Raw genomic sequence first — 14425 nt, 5'->3', positions numbered from 1 at the left:
GGTTGCGGGTTGCGGGTTGCGGGTTGCGGGTTGCGGGTTGCGGGTTGCGGGTTGCGGGTTGCGGGTTGCGGGTTGCGCAGCGAGTGTAAGAAGCGGCTGAACAACTACAAGCGATAAGCGATAAGCGATAAGCGATAAGCGATAAGCGATAAGCGATAAGCGATAAGCGATAAGCGATAAGCGATAAGCAGGATTATGTAACGTTGAACGCCACAGGCAATAGCTCGCGCTGCTTATCTAACGTTTATTACCGCAAGCACATAGCTAAGGCTCGTAGCTCGTAGCTCGTAGCTCGTAGCTCGTAGCTCGTAGCTCAGCATGATTCAAACCGATGGTTTTGCCAGTATTCTCTTAGTTGCGAGAGCAGTTGCTGCGGTTCGAGTTCAACAAACTCGGCAGAGAGGTAAAGATGATAGCCCAAGTGCTTATCTAGCGTTAAGCAGCGGCGGCCAAACATGGCTAACAACCCGCGATAGCGATCACCATTCACCACCAACGGGGTAAATTCGGCACTGAGGTAATGCTCCAAAGCGGCAAGATCTTCATCGTTAGCCACAGCAGTCATCATCAGCGAGCGCTGTTCGGTCAATAAACCCGTGGCTAGTCGAGGCGAGATATTATCGAGGATAGGGTTAATGGCGTTGAGTTTGATACCCACGTAGGGCAACTCAATTAAATCCAACCCACGTTGTACACGGGGAAAATCGATCCGTTGAATGTTGTGCCATTCAATAAATAAACTGCCGCGACGATGAAAGAACCTTAGTCCTTGTGCCGTCAAGGTCATCACTATCGCGGGTTCATACTGCTTAGCAATGCCGATGATGAGCGCTACGGCACCCAACATAAACGCCGCAAACGCCACCGCAAACCAAGCATGATCAGCAACGAATAAGGTAATCGCGATAATTAACGCAGATGCCCCCACAACAGTTAATGTGAGAGCATTACGTTTAGAGGTTGAGCGTAATTCAATAGTCTCCAATTACACTCCCAGTAACATTCTCACATGCAGCCACGTGGTGCCCATATATTCATGCAGAGCTTTAGCGGATTTATCGAGGTTTTCAGTAGATAAACGCCACCAATGGTCATGTCGGCCTAAGAAATCTGTGGGCGCCGCTACAGGATCAAACCCCGCACCAACAAAAATCTCCATCGCCCGCGGCATATGGCTAGCAGAAGTCACTAATAACAATTTACGGCCACCTACGGCATCATCGCCCATATCTTCAGGCGCGGCACCAAAGGTTTGACGTAGCGCTAGGGCTTCTTCAACGGTGTCTTTGGCATCATCTAATGTCAGGATACGCGCAGGATCTGCTCCCATATCAATCGCCGCTTGCTTCATCTCTTCCGCATGAGCAGTAGTGTTACTGCCGCCGCCCGTCCAACCACTGAAGACTAACAAGCAATCTTTGGAGTCAGCCTTTTTGACCAACGAGACGCCTTCAGACAAGCGCGCTAACGCTGTGGTAGAAAGTTTATGTCGCGCATCACCTGCAACACCGTCATCATGACCAGAGCCCAGCACCATCACCACACAGCTATGAGGTACAGGCTGCTTAAACACCTTATATTGCTGCTCTAATGGCCACAATAACCAGTAACTGCCAAAACTACTGGCCAAAAATCCTAACCAGACAATGGAAAGCACGATGAGTGATTTGGCTAACTTTGGACGACGACGAAATTGCCACACAGCCAGTAATAGCAAGATCACCGCAAAGGGTATCGGCATAAAAAGTTGGGAAAATATCTTTTTAATCCAAAACATAAATCAGCAACAACTCAAGTAATTAACGTGTATCCGAGTTAGTCCATTGAGCCCAAGGTTAGTTCAATGGCCACAACCACGCGGCACCGCGAACACCTGATGAGCCACCATGCAGGTTTTTAACGACTGGGGTTTCGCTTTCTCGGCCAACAACATAACTGGCGATACGCGCTGGCAATTCAGGATAAATCGCATCAACAGCAGACATGCCGCCGCCCAAGACGATGACATCTGGATCCATAATATTGATGAATTGTGCAAGGCAGCGCGCCAGACGGTCAAGATAACGTTCAAATGACGCCTTAGCACCGGCGTGATTTTCAGCGATCAATGCCGTAATATCTTGTCCGCTTTTCGCCGGAGTCTCTGAATGGTGCTCGTTAAAATCACGCACAAACCCTGTACCAGAAATATAGGTTTCAATGCAGTCGTAATTACCACAGAAACATTTGGTTGAACGAAACTCTTCAGGTGTCATCCACGGTAGCGGTGTGTGACCGAGTTCACCAGCGATACCGTTACCGCCAGTGTGTACTTGACCATTCACGGCAATACCAGCGCCACAGCCAGTCCCCAAAATGACCCCCAGTACAAAACCTTTGCCCGCGGCTGCGCCATCAATGGCTTCTGACACAGCAAAACAGTTGGCATCATTGGCTACGCGTACGTCACGATCCAGCAACTCGCCGAGATCTTTATCCAGCGGATGGCCATGTAACCATGTTGAATTGCCATTTTTAACCAAACCAGTAAACGGAGAAACCACCCCAGGAATACCAACCCCCAAGCTGCCTCTCTCTCCAAGTTCGGCCTCGGCCATATTCACCAGTTTAGCGATGGTGGTCAGCGTACCGGGATAATCATGTGCAGAAGGCTCACGATGACGATACAGCTCAGTACCGTCTTCGGCTATGGCAACAATCTCAGTCTTAGTACCGCCTAGGTCAATGCCTAATCTAATCATGGAGTATCCTCTATCCAACCTGGTCGATAAGCCACAAACCAGGGGTTTGCTAACGTATTCTTTGTGTTATATCGCAGTGGTTGTTGTGAGTCATGCAGTAATACATGTCCACCAGCTGCACTCAAAATAGCGTGTGCGGCCGCAGTATCCCACTCATGAGTCGCACCTAAACGAGGGTAAAGATCAGCCTCAGCGCTTGCAAGGAGGCACATCTTCAACGAACTGCCGACTTCACGCAAGTGATAATCTACCAGACTGCCTAAAAAGCCAGCAAGTCCGGGGGTTATATGCGAACGACTGCCAACAACAATGGGTGTCTGTCGTGTTGTTTGCCCTAGTAATGACTGACTGCGCTGAGCAATAGTGGCTGCGTCGGGCACGCGCTGCATTGCAGGTTGGGCTAATTCCCATGCGCCGACATCCACCATACCGAAAAAACAGCGGCCGAGTGCTGGCGCATAAACGACACCAGCCACAGGCATATGTTGACTGACCAACGCGATATTCACGGTAAATTCACCGTTGTGTTTAATAAACTCTTTGGTGCCATCCAGCGGATCTAAAAGCCAGTAGTGCTGCCATGTTGCTCGCTGTTGCCAACTAATGTCGGCGTCCTCTTCAGACAAAATGGGAAATTGACCAAATTCGGCGGCAAGAGCGTTAACAATCGTTTGATGACTGGCTAAATCTGCCGCCGTCAGTGGCGTATTATCGTCTTTAACGCTGATATCCACCTCATCGTCGTAATAAGCCATCAGCGCATTACCCGCCTGTATGGCAATTTGCACTAGCCGATAAAGTTGCTCACGCGAGATGAGTGTTGAGCGGTTCATTGTTCCGCCTCAGGCTCAAAAAATGTCAATAGCTCGGATAAGGTTCGATGACCGCGCTCACGCAGAAATTTGAGCAGACGTGTCGGCTGACAATTCAATAACCGCTCTCGAGGATAACCAGCGGCATCGATAATACTCAGTGATTTTGCAAAGCCACCCAAGGTAAACGCAACATGAGAATCTGAGCCCATCACTAATGGAGCATCATGCTGTTTGGCGAGTTTAGCCAGCGCTAAGCAATTAGATTCGCTGCCCTTGCGGGAATGCAGAAACGAAGAGTTATTGATCTCTAAGGCGACATTGTATTTTGCTGCCGCTTGCACGATAGCTGTTTGATCTACAGGGTACTTAGGATTACCCGGATGCGTAATCACATCCACCTTGCCACTTTCAATGCAATTGAGCATAGCTTCTGTATGTACCGCACTTGTTGCTGGCGCAAATACCGGCTCATGCAGCCCAGCGAGTACAATATCTAGTTGGCTGAGGTACTCACCATAAAAATCGATCTCTCCATCGATATTCTGGATATTCGCTTCAATCCCTCGAAGAATACCCACGCCATCAACGAGTTGTGGAATGACTCGCATATTCACAAAATGCCAGAAGTGTGGCGCGTCAGCCATGGCGGGACCGTGATCGGTAATAGCGAATAACTGCACGCCCGCCAGCTTAGCCACGGCGAGATAGTCATGTACAGTACTATATGCATGTGTAGAAGCTACTGTGTGGGCGTGAATATCGACAGGGAACATGCTGGTAGATATCAGTAAAAATTTGCCAGTCAGCTTACGCTAACTTACCTAAAAGCTCTAGGGGCGGTTTATCTTTAGTGTTTAATTTTTGTTCAAATTAAACGCGTTATGAACGAGGAGATGCCTGCGACGCTTAGTCAACTAAGCAAGCTGGGCGCAACAAAGTTCAACAGCCCCAAGTACAGAGACGAATAGAGTATGTAACACCTGACTAAATCATAGCAACAGCACTAAACAGCGAGTTAGGCCGGCGCCACTGGGAATGCATTGAGACGGTGCGGATAAGGCCAGTACTAGCTCAGTATCAACAGATCTGTGCTGCAAATAAAGCGCTATGTCATCATCTAGGAGTTACAAGCCAAAATAAGTATGGAACTCTTACTCACCCTTCCTATTAGGCTATAAAAAAGCGCCACAGTGCTTGCTGCGACGCTGTAGTACATACAATACAACACTAAATGCTACTTAGCCGTAATACGCTTGGTACCACTCGGCAAACGCCTTAACGCCCTCTTTAATTCCTACTTTCGGCTTATAACCCACCGCCGTAAACAGGTCGTCTGTATCTGCCCAGGTGGCTTGTACATCACCGTCCTGCATATCCATCATGATTTTTTGTGCGGCTTTACCGAGAGCCTGCTCAAGCTCGGCAATAAAATCCATCAATTTCACAGGGCTGCCATTACCGATGTTGTAAACCCGAAACGGTGCCACACTGGTGGCAGGCGTACCGCTTTCCACACTCCAATCACTGTTGGGTTGTGGAATATGATCAGCACAACGCAAAATGCCTTCAACGATGTCATCAATATAGGTGAAGTCGCGGCTCATGTTACCGTGGTTAAATACTTTAATAGGTTCATCAGCACTAATTGCCTTAGCGAACAACATCGGTGCCATATCTGGCCGCCCCCACGGGCCGTAGACCGTAAAGAAACGCAGTCCAGTGGTTGGTAAACCATAAAGATGCGCATAGCTATGTGCCATCACCTCATTGGCTTTCTTCGTCGCTGCATAAAATGACACCGGGTGATCCACTGAATCACTGGTAGCAAACGGCATTTTTTTATTAAGGCCATAAACTGAGCTAGAAGACGCATAGACCAAGTGGCCCACCTTATGATGGCGACAACCTTCTAGCACGCACAAGGTACCGACGAGGTTACTATCGGCGTAAGCAAATGGATTGGTTATCGAGTAGCGCACGCCGGCTTGTGCTCCGAGGTGAATCACACGTTCAAACTGTCCATCAGCGAAGAGTTGCGCCATGCCGTCGCGATCCGCTAAATCGAGCTGTTGAAAGCGAAACTCAGGTTTGTCAGCCAGCTTGTTCAAACGGTCTTGTTTCAGTTTGACATCGTAATAATCGTTCAGATTATCGATACCGACGACCTCGTGACCCCATTCAACCAATTGCTCAGCTACACGTGCGCCGATAAAACCGGCAACGCCAGTCACTAAATATTTCATACAAGCCTCTAAATAAAAAACGCCATGTCGAGTAGACACAGCGTTTTAATTTTAGTTGCCAGCATCTACTCCGATGATGGCGCAAATGCTAGCACAGATATAATCAATCGTGACCAAAGAGATCGCGAGTGTAGACTTTGTCAGCCACGTCTTCGAGTTCAGGTACCATGCGATTAGAGATGATCACGTCAGCCTGCGCTTTAAAGTCCTGTAAATCACGGATCACTTTAGAGTGGAAAAACTCATCGTCTTTTAACACCGGTTCATACACCACCACTTCAATGCCTTTCGCTTTGATACGTTTCATCACCCCTTGCATGGCCGATGCACGGAAATTATCTGAGCCGCTTTTCATGATTAAGCGGTATACACCCACTTTTTTCGGCTGTTTGGCAATAATTGAGTCGGCAATAAAGTCTTTACGGGTACGGTTAGCGTCCACAATCGCCGAAATCAGGTTATTAGGCACTTGGTCATAGTTAGCAAGTAACTGCTTAGTATCCTTCGGCAAACAATAACCACCATAGCCAAATGATGGATTGTTATAGTGGCCGCCAATACGCGGGTCTAAACATACGCCATCGATAATTTGGCGCGTATCTAAGCCATTTTTCTCTGCGTAACTGTCAAGCTCATTGAAATACGCCACTCGCATCGCCAAGTAGGTATTGGCAAACAACTTAATCGCCTCTGCTTCTGTGCTTTCAGTAAACAGTACCGGAATATTTTCTTTGAGCGCACTGTCAGCAAGTAACCGCGCAAACTGTTCGGCACGAGCGGAACGCTCCCCAACAATAATCCGCGAAGGATAGAGGTTATCGTACAGGGCTTTGCCTTCACGCAAAAATTCCGGCGAGAAGATAATATTGTTGCTGCCAGTTTGCTTACGCAGTTCAGCGGTATATCCCACAGGCACGGTAGATTTAATCACGATGCAAGCTTGGGGATTAAGCTCAATGACCTTAGCAACCACGGATTCGACGGTACTGGTATTAAAGTAATTGGTACGCGGATCATAATCAGTTGGTGTCGCCACAATGACAAAATCAGCATCACGATAAACGCTAACATCGGTGGTGGCTTCAAGGTTCAATGCTTTGGTTGACAGATATTCTTCAATCAGCTCATCGACAATCGGAGACTTACGTTGATTGACAAGATCCACTTTGTCTTGCAATACATCAACAGCGATTACCCGATGGTGCTGCGCCAGCAACACCGCATTAGATAGGCCAACATACCCTGTTCCAGCCACGACAATTTTCATAATTATCCCTAATTTCCAAATGAGTGTTAAATTCGTTTAATGGCGCCCATTCTAACCACTATCACTCGCTATAATAAGTTTTAATTGTCGTGATGAATTGAGATAAATCACTTACTGGCAAGGCGTTGATGCCTGCAGCAGCGGCGCGGCCACCTCCTGTGGCAAATTGACTACAAATATCGCCTGCACCTTGGCGGTTTGTCAATGGTGCACGTAATGACACCATCAAACTGCCGTCGGCATTATGCGTCACCACCGCAATAGCACGGGTCGGATAACGATTGGCTAACTCATTGCCTAACACGCCACTGACACGTTTAGCCCACGCAGCATCGGGTAACTGGTAGACAAGCAGTTGCTTATCGTCTTCAACGGCGTCCAATGTAGCTACGTTTTCCATATCAGCGATATAAACGCGTTGCAGTTGATAAAATGGCGATTGGAGATCATCTTTCAATAAGAATGGCGAAGAATATTGCAGTAACGCTTGGAACAACGTCGCAGGATGAAAATGCAAATCGTCCAGTGTTGCCCCATAGCCGTTGTAATTCACTAACGTACCGAGTTCACGCAAATAGGCACAATCATCAGCAGCTAAACCACGCGCAGTCGCTAAACTATCTGCCACCGCAATCATGTTGTCACCATAGGCGGCTGCAATTGCCCAGTCGCGATACTGTCCATCCAATAGTTTATCAACAATCAGCGCTGTGCAAGTATCTGCCGCGGTATCAATATGCGCGGTAAACTGAGCCGCTGTTGGCAACTCCCCAGCACGATGATGGTCGATATAAGTCACGACCGCCCCATTAGCAAGTGCGGAATTTACCGCTGCTAAGTTTTTCTCCAGTGAAATATCAAGGATCAGCAGATTATCTGCCGTCGTCGCACTCACTTGCTTCACTAACTCAATGTCACGCTTAACACCCGTGATTAACTGCGCCGATTTTGGGTGCGCTAATCGCCACTGTACCAGAGAGATAATGCCGTCAGCATCGCCATTAAAAATATCGTATTGCACACGCCCTCCGGCAGTTATAGATAACCATTGCCTGCAAGATAAGCAACAACCTGCTCAGCGCATTCAGCGACCGATGCTGTCGAGGTATCGACACGAATTTCCGGTTTGAGCGGTGGCTCGTAGGCAGAATCAATCCCAGTGAAATGTTTAATTTCCCCTGCACGCGCTTTCTTATAAAGCCCTTTAGGATCTCGCTGCTCACACACGGCCAACGGCGTATCAACAAACACTTCGATAAACTCTTGCTCACTATGAAGCGTGCGCACTAAAGCACGGTCTTGCTGAAAAGGAGAAATAAATGCGGTTAACACTAATAATCCAGCATCAACAAACAGCTTACTCACTTCTCCGATACGACGAATATTCTCGACACGATCAGCATCCGCAAAGCTCAGATCTTTATTAAGCCCATGGCGCACGTTATCACCATCGAGCAAATAGCTGTGATAGCCCTTGGCAAACAATAACTGCTCTACTGCATTAGCGATGGTGGATTTGCCAGAACCACTTAATCCGGTAAACCATAATACTGCCGGACGTTGGATGCCTTTTTGGCGCACACGATCCGCCTTAGCAATCTGATGTTGATGCCATACCACGTTGGTTGATTTATCACTCTTCATCACAACAGTCCTAGTTCACATTAAAAAGGGAAAAATAGCGGCACACAGGTAACGACAATGGCGCCATAAACCAATGCAACGGGTAAGCCTGCTCGAAGGAAATGCGTAAGTGTGTACTTACCCGCGTTGTACACCATCAAGTTGGTTTGATACCCAAATGGACTAATAAAGCTACCACTAGCGCCATAGGCCACCACCATCACAAACGGCAAGATATCGACGCCGAGCCCGTTGGCTAACCCCACACTTAGCGGAAACATCAACGCCGCTGCCGCATTATTGGTCACCAATTCAGTCAGCACCCAAGTCACCACATATGTGAGCAGCAACAGATAGAAAGGCGGCATATCCGCAGCATATAACTTAACGCCCTGAGAGAACCAATCCGCCACACCTGAGCCGACCATGGCAAACGACAGCAAAATAGCGACGGAGACAATCAACCAAATATCCACCGGAAAGCGCCGCAGTAACTCATTTACCGTGATACAACCGGAAAAGATGTACACCCCAAGCAACAACAGCAAGGCCTGCAATAAGTCAACTAAGCCCAGAGCGGATGCAGCAACCGCCAACACAAAGCCACCGACAGCCAGCCATTCGCGTTTTCCGCTTAAATGCAGATCCGGCTCAACACCACTGACACTGATAAAATTTTTGCCAATATTGCGGCGGTGGCGATAATCCTCACCCACCGCGAGCACCAAAAAATCTCCTGCCAGTATCACCACATCCCCAAGCTTGCCGGAGATATTTTGTCCGTCGCGACGTATCGCCACCACGGCAGCATCAAATAATGAACGAAAGCCCGTAGACTTAAGCGTGCGCCCGACTAAGACACTCTCCTGCCGCACGACGACCTCGGTAAGATCACGTTGTAGCAGACCATCTTTATCCGCAAATAAAGTTAGCCCTGCGAAGGTATGCAACTGCATCACTTTTTGAATATCACCAGCGAACACCAAACGATCGTGCTCATGCAATATCTCTTGTGGCGCGACCGGCGAGATCAATCGGCCCTGCCGTACCACTTCAACTAAAAAGAGGGATTCAAGATGCCGCAAGCCATTTTGCTCAACACTCTTGCCGACCAACGACGAGCCAGCTTGCAACTTGGCCTCGATAAAATAGCCTTTGTAGCTGCTATCCTGACGCTGGAGGTTAGGTAAATGTCGGCTGATAAGCGCCACTACCACACCACAACCGGCCACCAGCAAAATACCCACCGCAAAAAACGAAAAGAACCCCAACGAGTGCCCTGTTTCACTGATGTAAAAACTGTTCACAATCAGGTTGGTAGAGGTACCAATTAAGGTGACCGTGCCCCCTAAAATGGCAGCATAGGACAGCGGCAGTAATAAACGGCTGGCACTGTGGTAGGGATTATTGCGGATGGGTGCCATCAAGGTGGCAACTACCGCAGTATTATTCAAAAACGCCGAACACAGCGTAGTAATACCAAAAAGACGCAGCCAGGAGTGACGATAACTGGTCACAATCACCCCTTTGGCCAACAGTCGTAACAGTCGTGTTTTCTCCAACACTAATGAACAGAGCATTAACAGGATAAGCGTCACCAATCCCGAGTTGGCAAAACTCTCCAGCACCTGTTCGCGGTTAACCAACTCGCTGGCGACCAGCGCCAGCATCAAACAACCAAACACCGCCGCAGGACGCGATTGATAGCGGATCAAGCCAACAATCGTCGCTGCGAACAATGCTAAAGTGAGGTATCCATGCCACGACATGACGACAGTTCCAATTAGTCTTGGCTGATATCACGAGCGCCCCAATGCGGGTACTGCTTGCGAATCAACGCATTCAGCTCTAACTCAAACGCTGAATATTTAGCTTTAGTCTGCCCTTTATCACTGGCTTCACGGCTGATCATGCCCGCCCCCACGGTCGCATTGGTCAGTCGATCAATAACGATAAAAGACCCTGTGGTACGGTTTTGGTCATACGCATCAAACTCAATTTTTTCATTGAGTACAAAGCGGCATTCACCCATTTCATTTAGCGCTAATTGACTAGCATCTTCACGCTGCAAGGTATTCACATCGACTTTGTAATTCACTTGCTGCACGTGACCAGAGGTGGTTTTACTGCCGGCTTTAATTAAGTATTCCCGATCTAAATGCAATGGCTCATCAGCCATCCACACCACATCGGCATCAAAACGATTGGCTACCAAACATTCTTGATGAGGACGCACCAACATATCACCGCGGCTAATATCAATCTCATCTTCTAAAGTGATAGTCACCGCCATGCCCTCATAGGCTTTGTCGAGGTCACCATCAAACGTCACGATAGACTTCACCCGACTTTGCTTGCCTGAAGGTAATGCCTCAATTGTATCGCCAACGCGAATATCACCAGATGCGACCGTCCCGCAGAAACCACGAAAATCGAGGTTCGGACGATTGACATATTGCACTGGGAAACGGAACGCTTCTTGGCGCTGCTTTTTAATAGTGACGGTGTTGAGTAACTTCAGCAGAGGCGAACCGGGATACCATGGCATATTGGTACTTTCATTCACCACGTTATCGCCTTTCAACGCCGAGATCGGCACAAAGCGAATATCGGTAAACTTCAACTGCTCAGCAAACTCGCGGTAATCCTGTTTGATTTTTTGGTACACCGCTTGGTCGTAATCAACAATGTCCATCTTATTGATGGCGATGATCACATGCTTAATGCCCAACTGTGAGCAGATATAAGAGTGGCGGCGAGTCTGCACCTGCACACCGTGGCGCGCATCAATCAGAATAATCGCCAAATCACAGGTAGATGCACCCGTTGCCATATTACGGGTGTACTGCTCATGCCCTGGGGTATCGGCAATAATGAACTTACGTTGCTCGGTTGCAAAATAACGGTAGGCCACATCAATCGTGATGCCCTGCTCCCGCTCCGACTGCAAACCATCTACCAACAACGCCAAATCAAACGCTTCATTGGTGGTATTAAACCGCTTGGAATCTTTCTCAATCGCCGCCATTTGATCTTCGAAAATCATCTTGCTGTCATACAGCAAACGACCGATCAATGTCGACTTACCATCATCCACGCTACCGCAGGTTAAAAACCGCAGCATGTCTTTGTTTTCGTGAACTTTTAAATAACCTTCAATATCAGTCGCTAGCAAATTTGAACTGGTAGACATATTAAAATCCTCAAGCTGTAAGCTGTAAATAGTGAATCAGGTTCCTTCAGCGTCAACATCGCGTTTATTGGTACTGGATAATTTTGTTTTTGAGGCTGTTGATCATTGAAGAAAGCTCTTTAGTTTCAGCAATCCATTTGAGACCTAAATCCCGTTTGATATAGCCAATATCAATTCCGATATAAATTTGAGTTCTTGCCTCAGCTAAAGAAGCTCGAGCAATATCTAGAAAACGCCTCTTTTCCCGCACTCCTTCGCGACTCATTCCTTCGGCAATGTTGCTCGGAACCGACAACCCAGACCGCGTAAGTTGATCACGGAAACCAGAATCCCTTATCGAAGCCGTATTCTTATAGATATCCGCAGATAAGCGTGCTGAACGTTTCCAAACATCCAAGTTCTCAAAATTCATAAAACTTCCTTGTTTATGCCTTGAGCTATGTGCTTTTTGCTGTTGCTTAAAGCTTACGGCTTACTCCTTAGCACTGTTGTTAGAAATACCCTTCCATCTTTTTCTTCTCCATCGAGCCTGAGGAATCGTGATCAATCACTCGGCCTTGGCGCTCGGAGGTAGTCGACAGCAGCATCTCTTGAATCACTTCTGGCAGAGTCTGGGCAACCGATTCCACCGCCCCGGTTAATGGATAGCAACCGAGCGTGCGGAAACGCACCATCTTCATCTCAGGGGTTTCACCTTCCCGTAGCGGCATACGATCATCATCAACCATGATTAATGCACCATCACGCTCCACAACAGGGCGCGGTTTGGACAGGTACAGTGAGGGGATTTCGATATTTTCTAAGTAGATGTATTGCCAGATATCTAACTCAGTCCAGTTAGAAAGTGGGAACACGCGAATGCTCTCGCCCTTATTCACTTTACTGTTGTAGATATTCCACAACTCTGGGCGTTGATTTTTCGGGTCCCAGCGGTGTTTGTTGTCACGGAACGAGTAGACACGTTCTTTAGCGCGAGATTTCTCTTCATCACGACGAGCACCGCCGAACGCCGCATCGAAACCATACTTATCGAGTGCTTGTTTGAGCGATTGGGTTTTCATGATATCGGTGTGTTTGGCACTACCGTGCTCAAAAGGGCTAATACCGAGACGGCGCCCTTCTTCGTTGATATGTACTAACAGTTTGAAACCATACTTCTGCGCCATACGGTCACGAAACTCAATCATCTCGTGAAACTTCCAAGTGGTATCAACGTGCAGTAATGGGAAAGGAATTTTACCAGGGTAAAAGGCTTTACGAGCTAGATGCAGCAGCACCGACGAGTCTTTACCAATGGAGTACAACATCACTGGGTTATCAAACTCCGCCGCGACTTCACGCATGATGTAAATCGATTCGGCTTCCAGTGCTTTCAGGTGGGTCATTTTTTCAGGCGTAATCATCATTCATCTCGCTATTCCGGTTACCCCTTATCAACATAGCTAAGCTTGCCCAGTTAAACTTGATAAGAAAGGTAAAGTAACCTTGATTGAGCGGATAATAGCAGACGCTTATATGCCTGAAACGTTCATTTTTGGAACTTTATATATAAAATAGGAATATTAAAATGTGATCTGGCTTGTCATGCAGCGTGCAAGCTGCTGACGCCATGGCTGCCAGAGCCATGCGGGGGAATCAGGAAGGAGCGATTGTAGCTTTTGGGATGACAAAGCGCTGAATGATGGGCGTGGCGCAGCGTCAGGCGCGAACGTGGTGATGTACTCAGCCGTAGATATCGGGGTGATAGGACTACCACCATCGGCAGGAATAAGATGCTGGCGTATAAGGCACTGTTTGATTTCCTGCACTAACTCATACCAACTACCTTGACCACCACCGGCGTAGTGAAACAGTCCATTGAATTTACTTGCATCAACGCAACCATTTTTATGCCAATCCTCAGCTATCACCTGCCAAATCACCTGTGCTAGCGCAACCGCCCAAGTGGGGCTGCCAAACTGATCAGCTACCACAGATAATGGCTGACTAGCCAGTAACCGACGACGCATAGCGGTTAAAAAATTTTGCCCCCAATGACTGTAAAGCCACGCGGTACGAATCACCATCGCCGAAGGGCAACTCGCAAGTACAGCCTGTTCGCCCGCCAGCTTACTTTGCCCGTACACCGACAACGGGCTAGGACTATCGAACTCGACATAGGGAGAGCTGTGTTTTTTACCGGAAAAAACATAATCAGATGAGAGATACAACAGGCGCCGTTGATTATCGGCGCACCAACGCGCTAACAATTCAGGCCCATGAGCATTAATCGCAAAAGCCATGGCCGTTTGATGTTCAGCCTTATCGACCGCATTAAATGCAGCGCAGTTAATAATCACATCGGGTCGATATTGCGCTAACTGAACACACAACAGGGAACCGCTCAGGTCAAGCTCGGCGTGACTCAAAAACACAGCAGTGACTTTAGCACCACTTTCGAGCGCACCACTGCCGAGTGGCGAAAACGGTAAGCAATAACGCAGCGCTTGGCCTAACTGACCATGCCCACCAATAACCAATACTTTCAATCTACGCTATTGCTC

14 protein-coding genes are annotated in these 14425 nt (G+C 48.0%); all 14 read right to left on the bottom strand.

Annotation, left to right across the window (positions count from 1 at the left end):
- Positions 1-313 precede the first annotated feature (313 nt).
- Complete coding sequence (locus ACN0TT_RS10565) at positions 314-985, bottom strand: DUF2982 domain-containing protein (RefSeq protein WP_417762112.1); 672 nt, start codon at positions 983-985, stop codon at positions 314-316.
- On the bottom strand, positions 986-1741 hold the full coding sequence (locus ACN0TT_RS10560) for a YdcF family protein (RefSeq protein ID WP_417762111.1): 756 nt from the start codon (positions 1739-1741) through the stop codon (positions 986-988).
- A gap of 94 nt (positions 1742-1835) precedes the next feature.
- On the bottom strand, positions 1836-2741 hold the full coding sequence (mak, locus tag ACN0TT_RS10555) for a fructokinase (RefSeq protein WP_417762110.1): 906 nt from the start codon (positions 2739-2741) through the stop codon (positions 1836-1838).
- Positions 2738-3574: a 3'(2'),5'-bisphosphate nucleotidase CysQ gene (gene cysQ, locus ACN0TT_RS10550; protein WP_417762109.1), complete on the bottom strand. Its 837-nt coding sequence runs from the start codon at positions 3572-3574 to the stop codon at positions 2738-2740. The genes mak and cysQ overlap by 4 nt, the downstream gene beginning before the upstream one ends.
- Positions 3571-4329 (bottom strand): phosphatase, encoded by a 759-nt coding sequence (locus ACN0TT_RS10545; RefSeq protein WP_417762108.1) that lies wholly within the window; start codon positions 4327-4329, stop codon positions 3571-3573. Before ACN0TT_RS10545 ends, cysQ begins: the two co-directional genes overlap by 4 nt.
- A 465-nt stretch (positions 4330-4794) precedes the next feature.
- Positions 4795-5799 (bottom strand): NAD-dependent epimerase, encoded by a 1005-nt coding sequence (locus ACN0TT_RS10540; RefSeq protein ID WP_417762107.1) that lies wholly within the window; start codon positions 5797-5799, stop codon positions 4795-4797.
- 103 nt (positions 5800-5902) lie between these two features.
- A complete protein-coding gene (locus tag ACN0TT_RS10535; RefSeq protein ID WP_417762106.1) occupies positions 5903-7066 on the bottom strand; it encodes a nucleotide sugar dehydrogenase in 1164 nt (387 codons plus the stop codon).
- Between the two features lie 61 nt (positions 7067-7127).
- Positions 7128-8087 (bottom strand): DHH family phosphoesterase, encoded by a 960-nt coding sequence (locus tag ACN0TT_RS10530; protein ID WP_417762105.1) that lies wholly within the window; start codon positions 8085-8087, stop codon positions 7128-7130.
- Positions 8088-8101: 14 nt separating this feature from the next.
- A complete protein-coding gene (cysC, locus tag ACN0TT_RS10525; RefSeq protein ID WP_417762104.1) occupies positions 8102-8710 on the bottom strand; it encodes an adenylyl-sulfate kinase in 609 nt (202 codons plus the stop codon).
- A 20-nt stretch (positions 8711-8730) separates the two neighbouring features.
- Entirely contained in the window at positions 8731-10458 is a 1728-nt protein-coding gene (locus ACN0TT_RS10520) for an SLC13 family permease (RefSeq protein ID WP_417762103.1), read from the bottom strand.
- Positions 10459-10472: 14 nt separating this feature from the next.
- Entirely contained in the window at positions 10473-11882 is a 1410-nt protein-coding gene (gene cysN, locus ACN0TT_RS10515) for a sulfate adenylyltransferase subunit CysN (RefSeq protein WP_417762102.1), read from the bottom strand.
- A 64-nt stretch (positions 11883-11946) separates the two neighbouring features.
- Positions 11947-12294, bottom strand: coding sequence for a four helix bundle protein (locus ACN0TT_RS10510; protein ID WP_417762101.1), 348 nt, complete (start codon positions 12292-12294; stop codon positions 11947-11949).
- Between the two features lie 79 nt (positions 12295-12373).
- Positions 12374-13288 (bottom strand): sulfate adenylyltransferase subunit CysD, encoded by a 915-nt coding sequence (gene cysD / locus ACN0TT_RS10505; RefSeq protein ID WP_417762100.1) that lies wholly within the window; start codon positions 13286-13288, stop codon positions 12374-12376.
- Between the two features lie 156 nt (positions 13289-13444).
- Positions 13445-14410, bottom strand: a complete 966-nt coding sequence (gene rfbD, locus ACN0TT_RS10500; protein ID WP_417762099.1) for a dTDP-4-dehydrorhamnose reductase — start codon at positions 14408-14410, stop codon at positions 13445-13447.
- Positions 14411-14425 lie beyond the last annotated feature (15 nt).

The sequence above is a fragment of the Shewanella sp. genome (genome assembly GCF_048265805.1).
In the GTDB taxonomy this organism is placed as follows: Bacteria; Pseudomonadota; Gammaproteobacteria; order Enterobacterales; family Shewanellaceae; genus Shewanella.
Note: the sequence above shows the minus strand (reverse complement) of the source record. Positions and strands in the feature narration are given on the sequence as shown.

Bases quoted from the DNA above. Each gene is read 5' to 3' on its own strand.
- ACN0TT_RS10535 (WP_417762106.1), bottom strand. From the start codon at position 7,066: ATGAAAATTGTCGTGGCTGGAACAGGGTATGTTGGCCTATCTAATGCG.
- mak (WP_417762110.1), bottom strand. From the start codon at position 2,741: ATGATTAGATTAGGCATTGACCTAGGCGGTACTAAGACTGAGATTGTT.
- cysD (WP_417762100.1), bottom strand. From the start codon at position 13,288: ATGATGATTACGCCTGAAAAAATGACCCACCTGAAAGCACTGGAAGCC.
- ACN0TT_RS10520 (WP_417762103.1), bottom strand. From the start codon at position 10,458: ATGTCGTGGCATGGATACCTCACTTTAGCATTGTTCGCAGCGACGATT.
- cysQ (WP_417762109.1), bottom strand. From the start codon at position 3,574: ATGAACCGCTCAACACTCATCTCGCGTGAGCAACTTTATCGGCTAGTG.
- ACN0TT_RS10545 (WP_417762108.1), bottom strand. From the start codon at position 4,329: ATGTTCCCTGTCGATATTCACGCCCACACAGTAGCTTCTACACATGCA.
- cysC (WP_417762104.1), bottom strand. From the start codon at position 8,710: ATGAAGAGTGATAAATCAACCAACGTGGTATGGCATCAACATCAGATT.
- ACN0TT_RS10510 (WP_417762101.1), bottom strand. From the start codon at position 12,294: ATGAATTTTGAGAACTTGGATGTTTGGAAACGTTCAGCACGCTTATCT.
- cysN (WP_417762102.1), bottom strand. From the start codon at position 11,882: ATGTCTACCAGTTCAAATTTGCTAGCGACTGATATTGAAGGTTATTTA.
- ACN0TT_RS10540 (WP_417762107.1), bottom strand. From the start codon at position 5,799: ATGAAATATTTAGTGACTGGCGTTGCCGGTTTTATCGGCGCACGTGTA.
- ACN0TT_RS10560 (WP_417762111.1), bottom strand. From the start codon at position 1,741: ATGCCGATACCCTTTGCGGTGATCTTGCTATTACTGGCTGTGTGGCAA.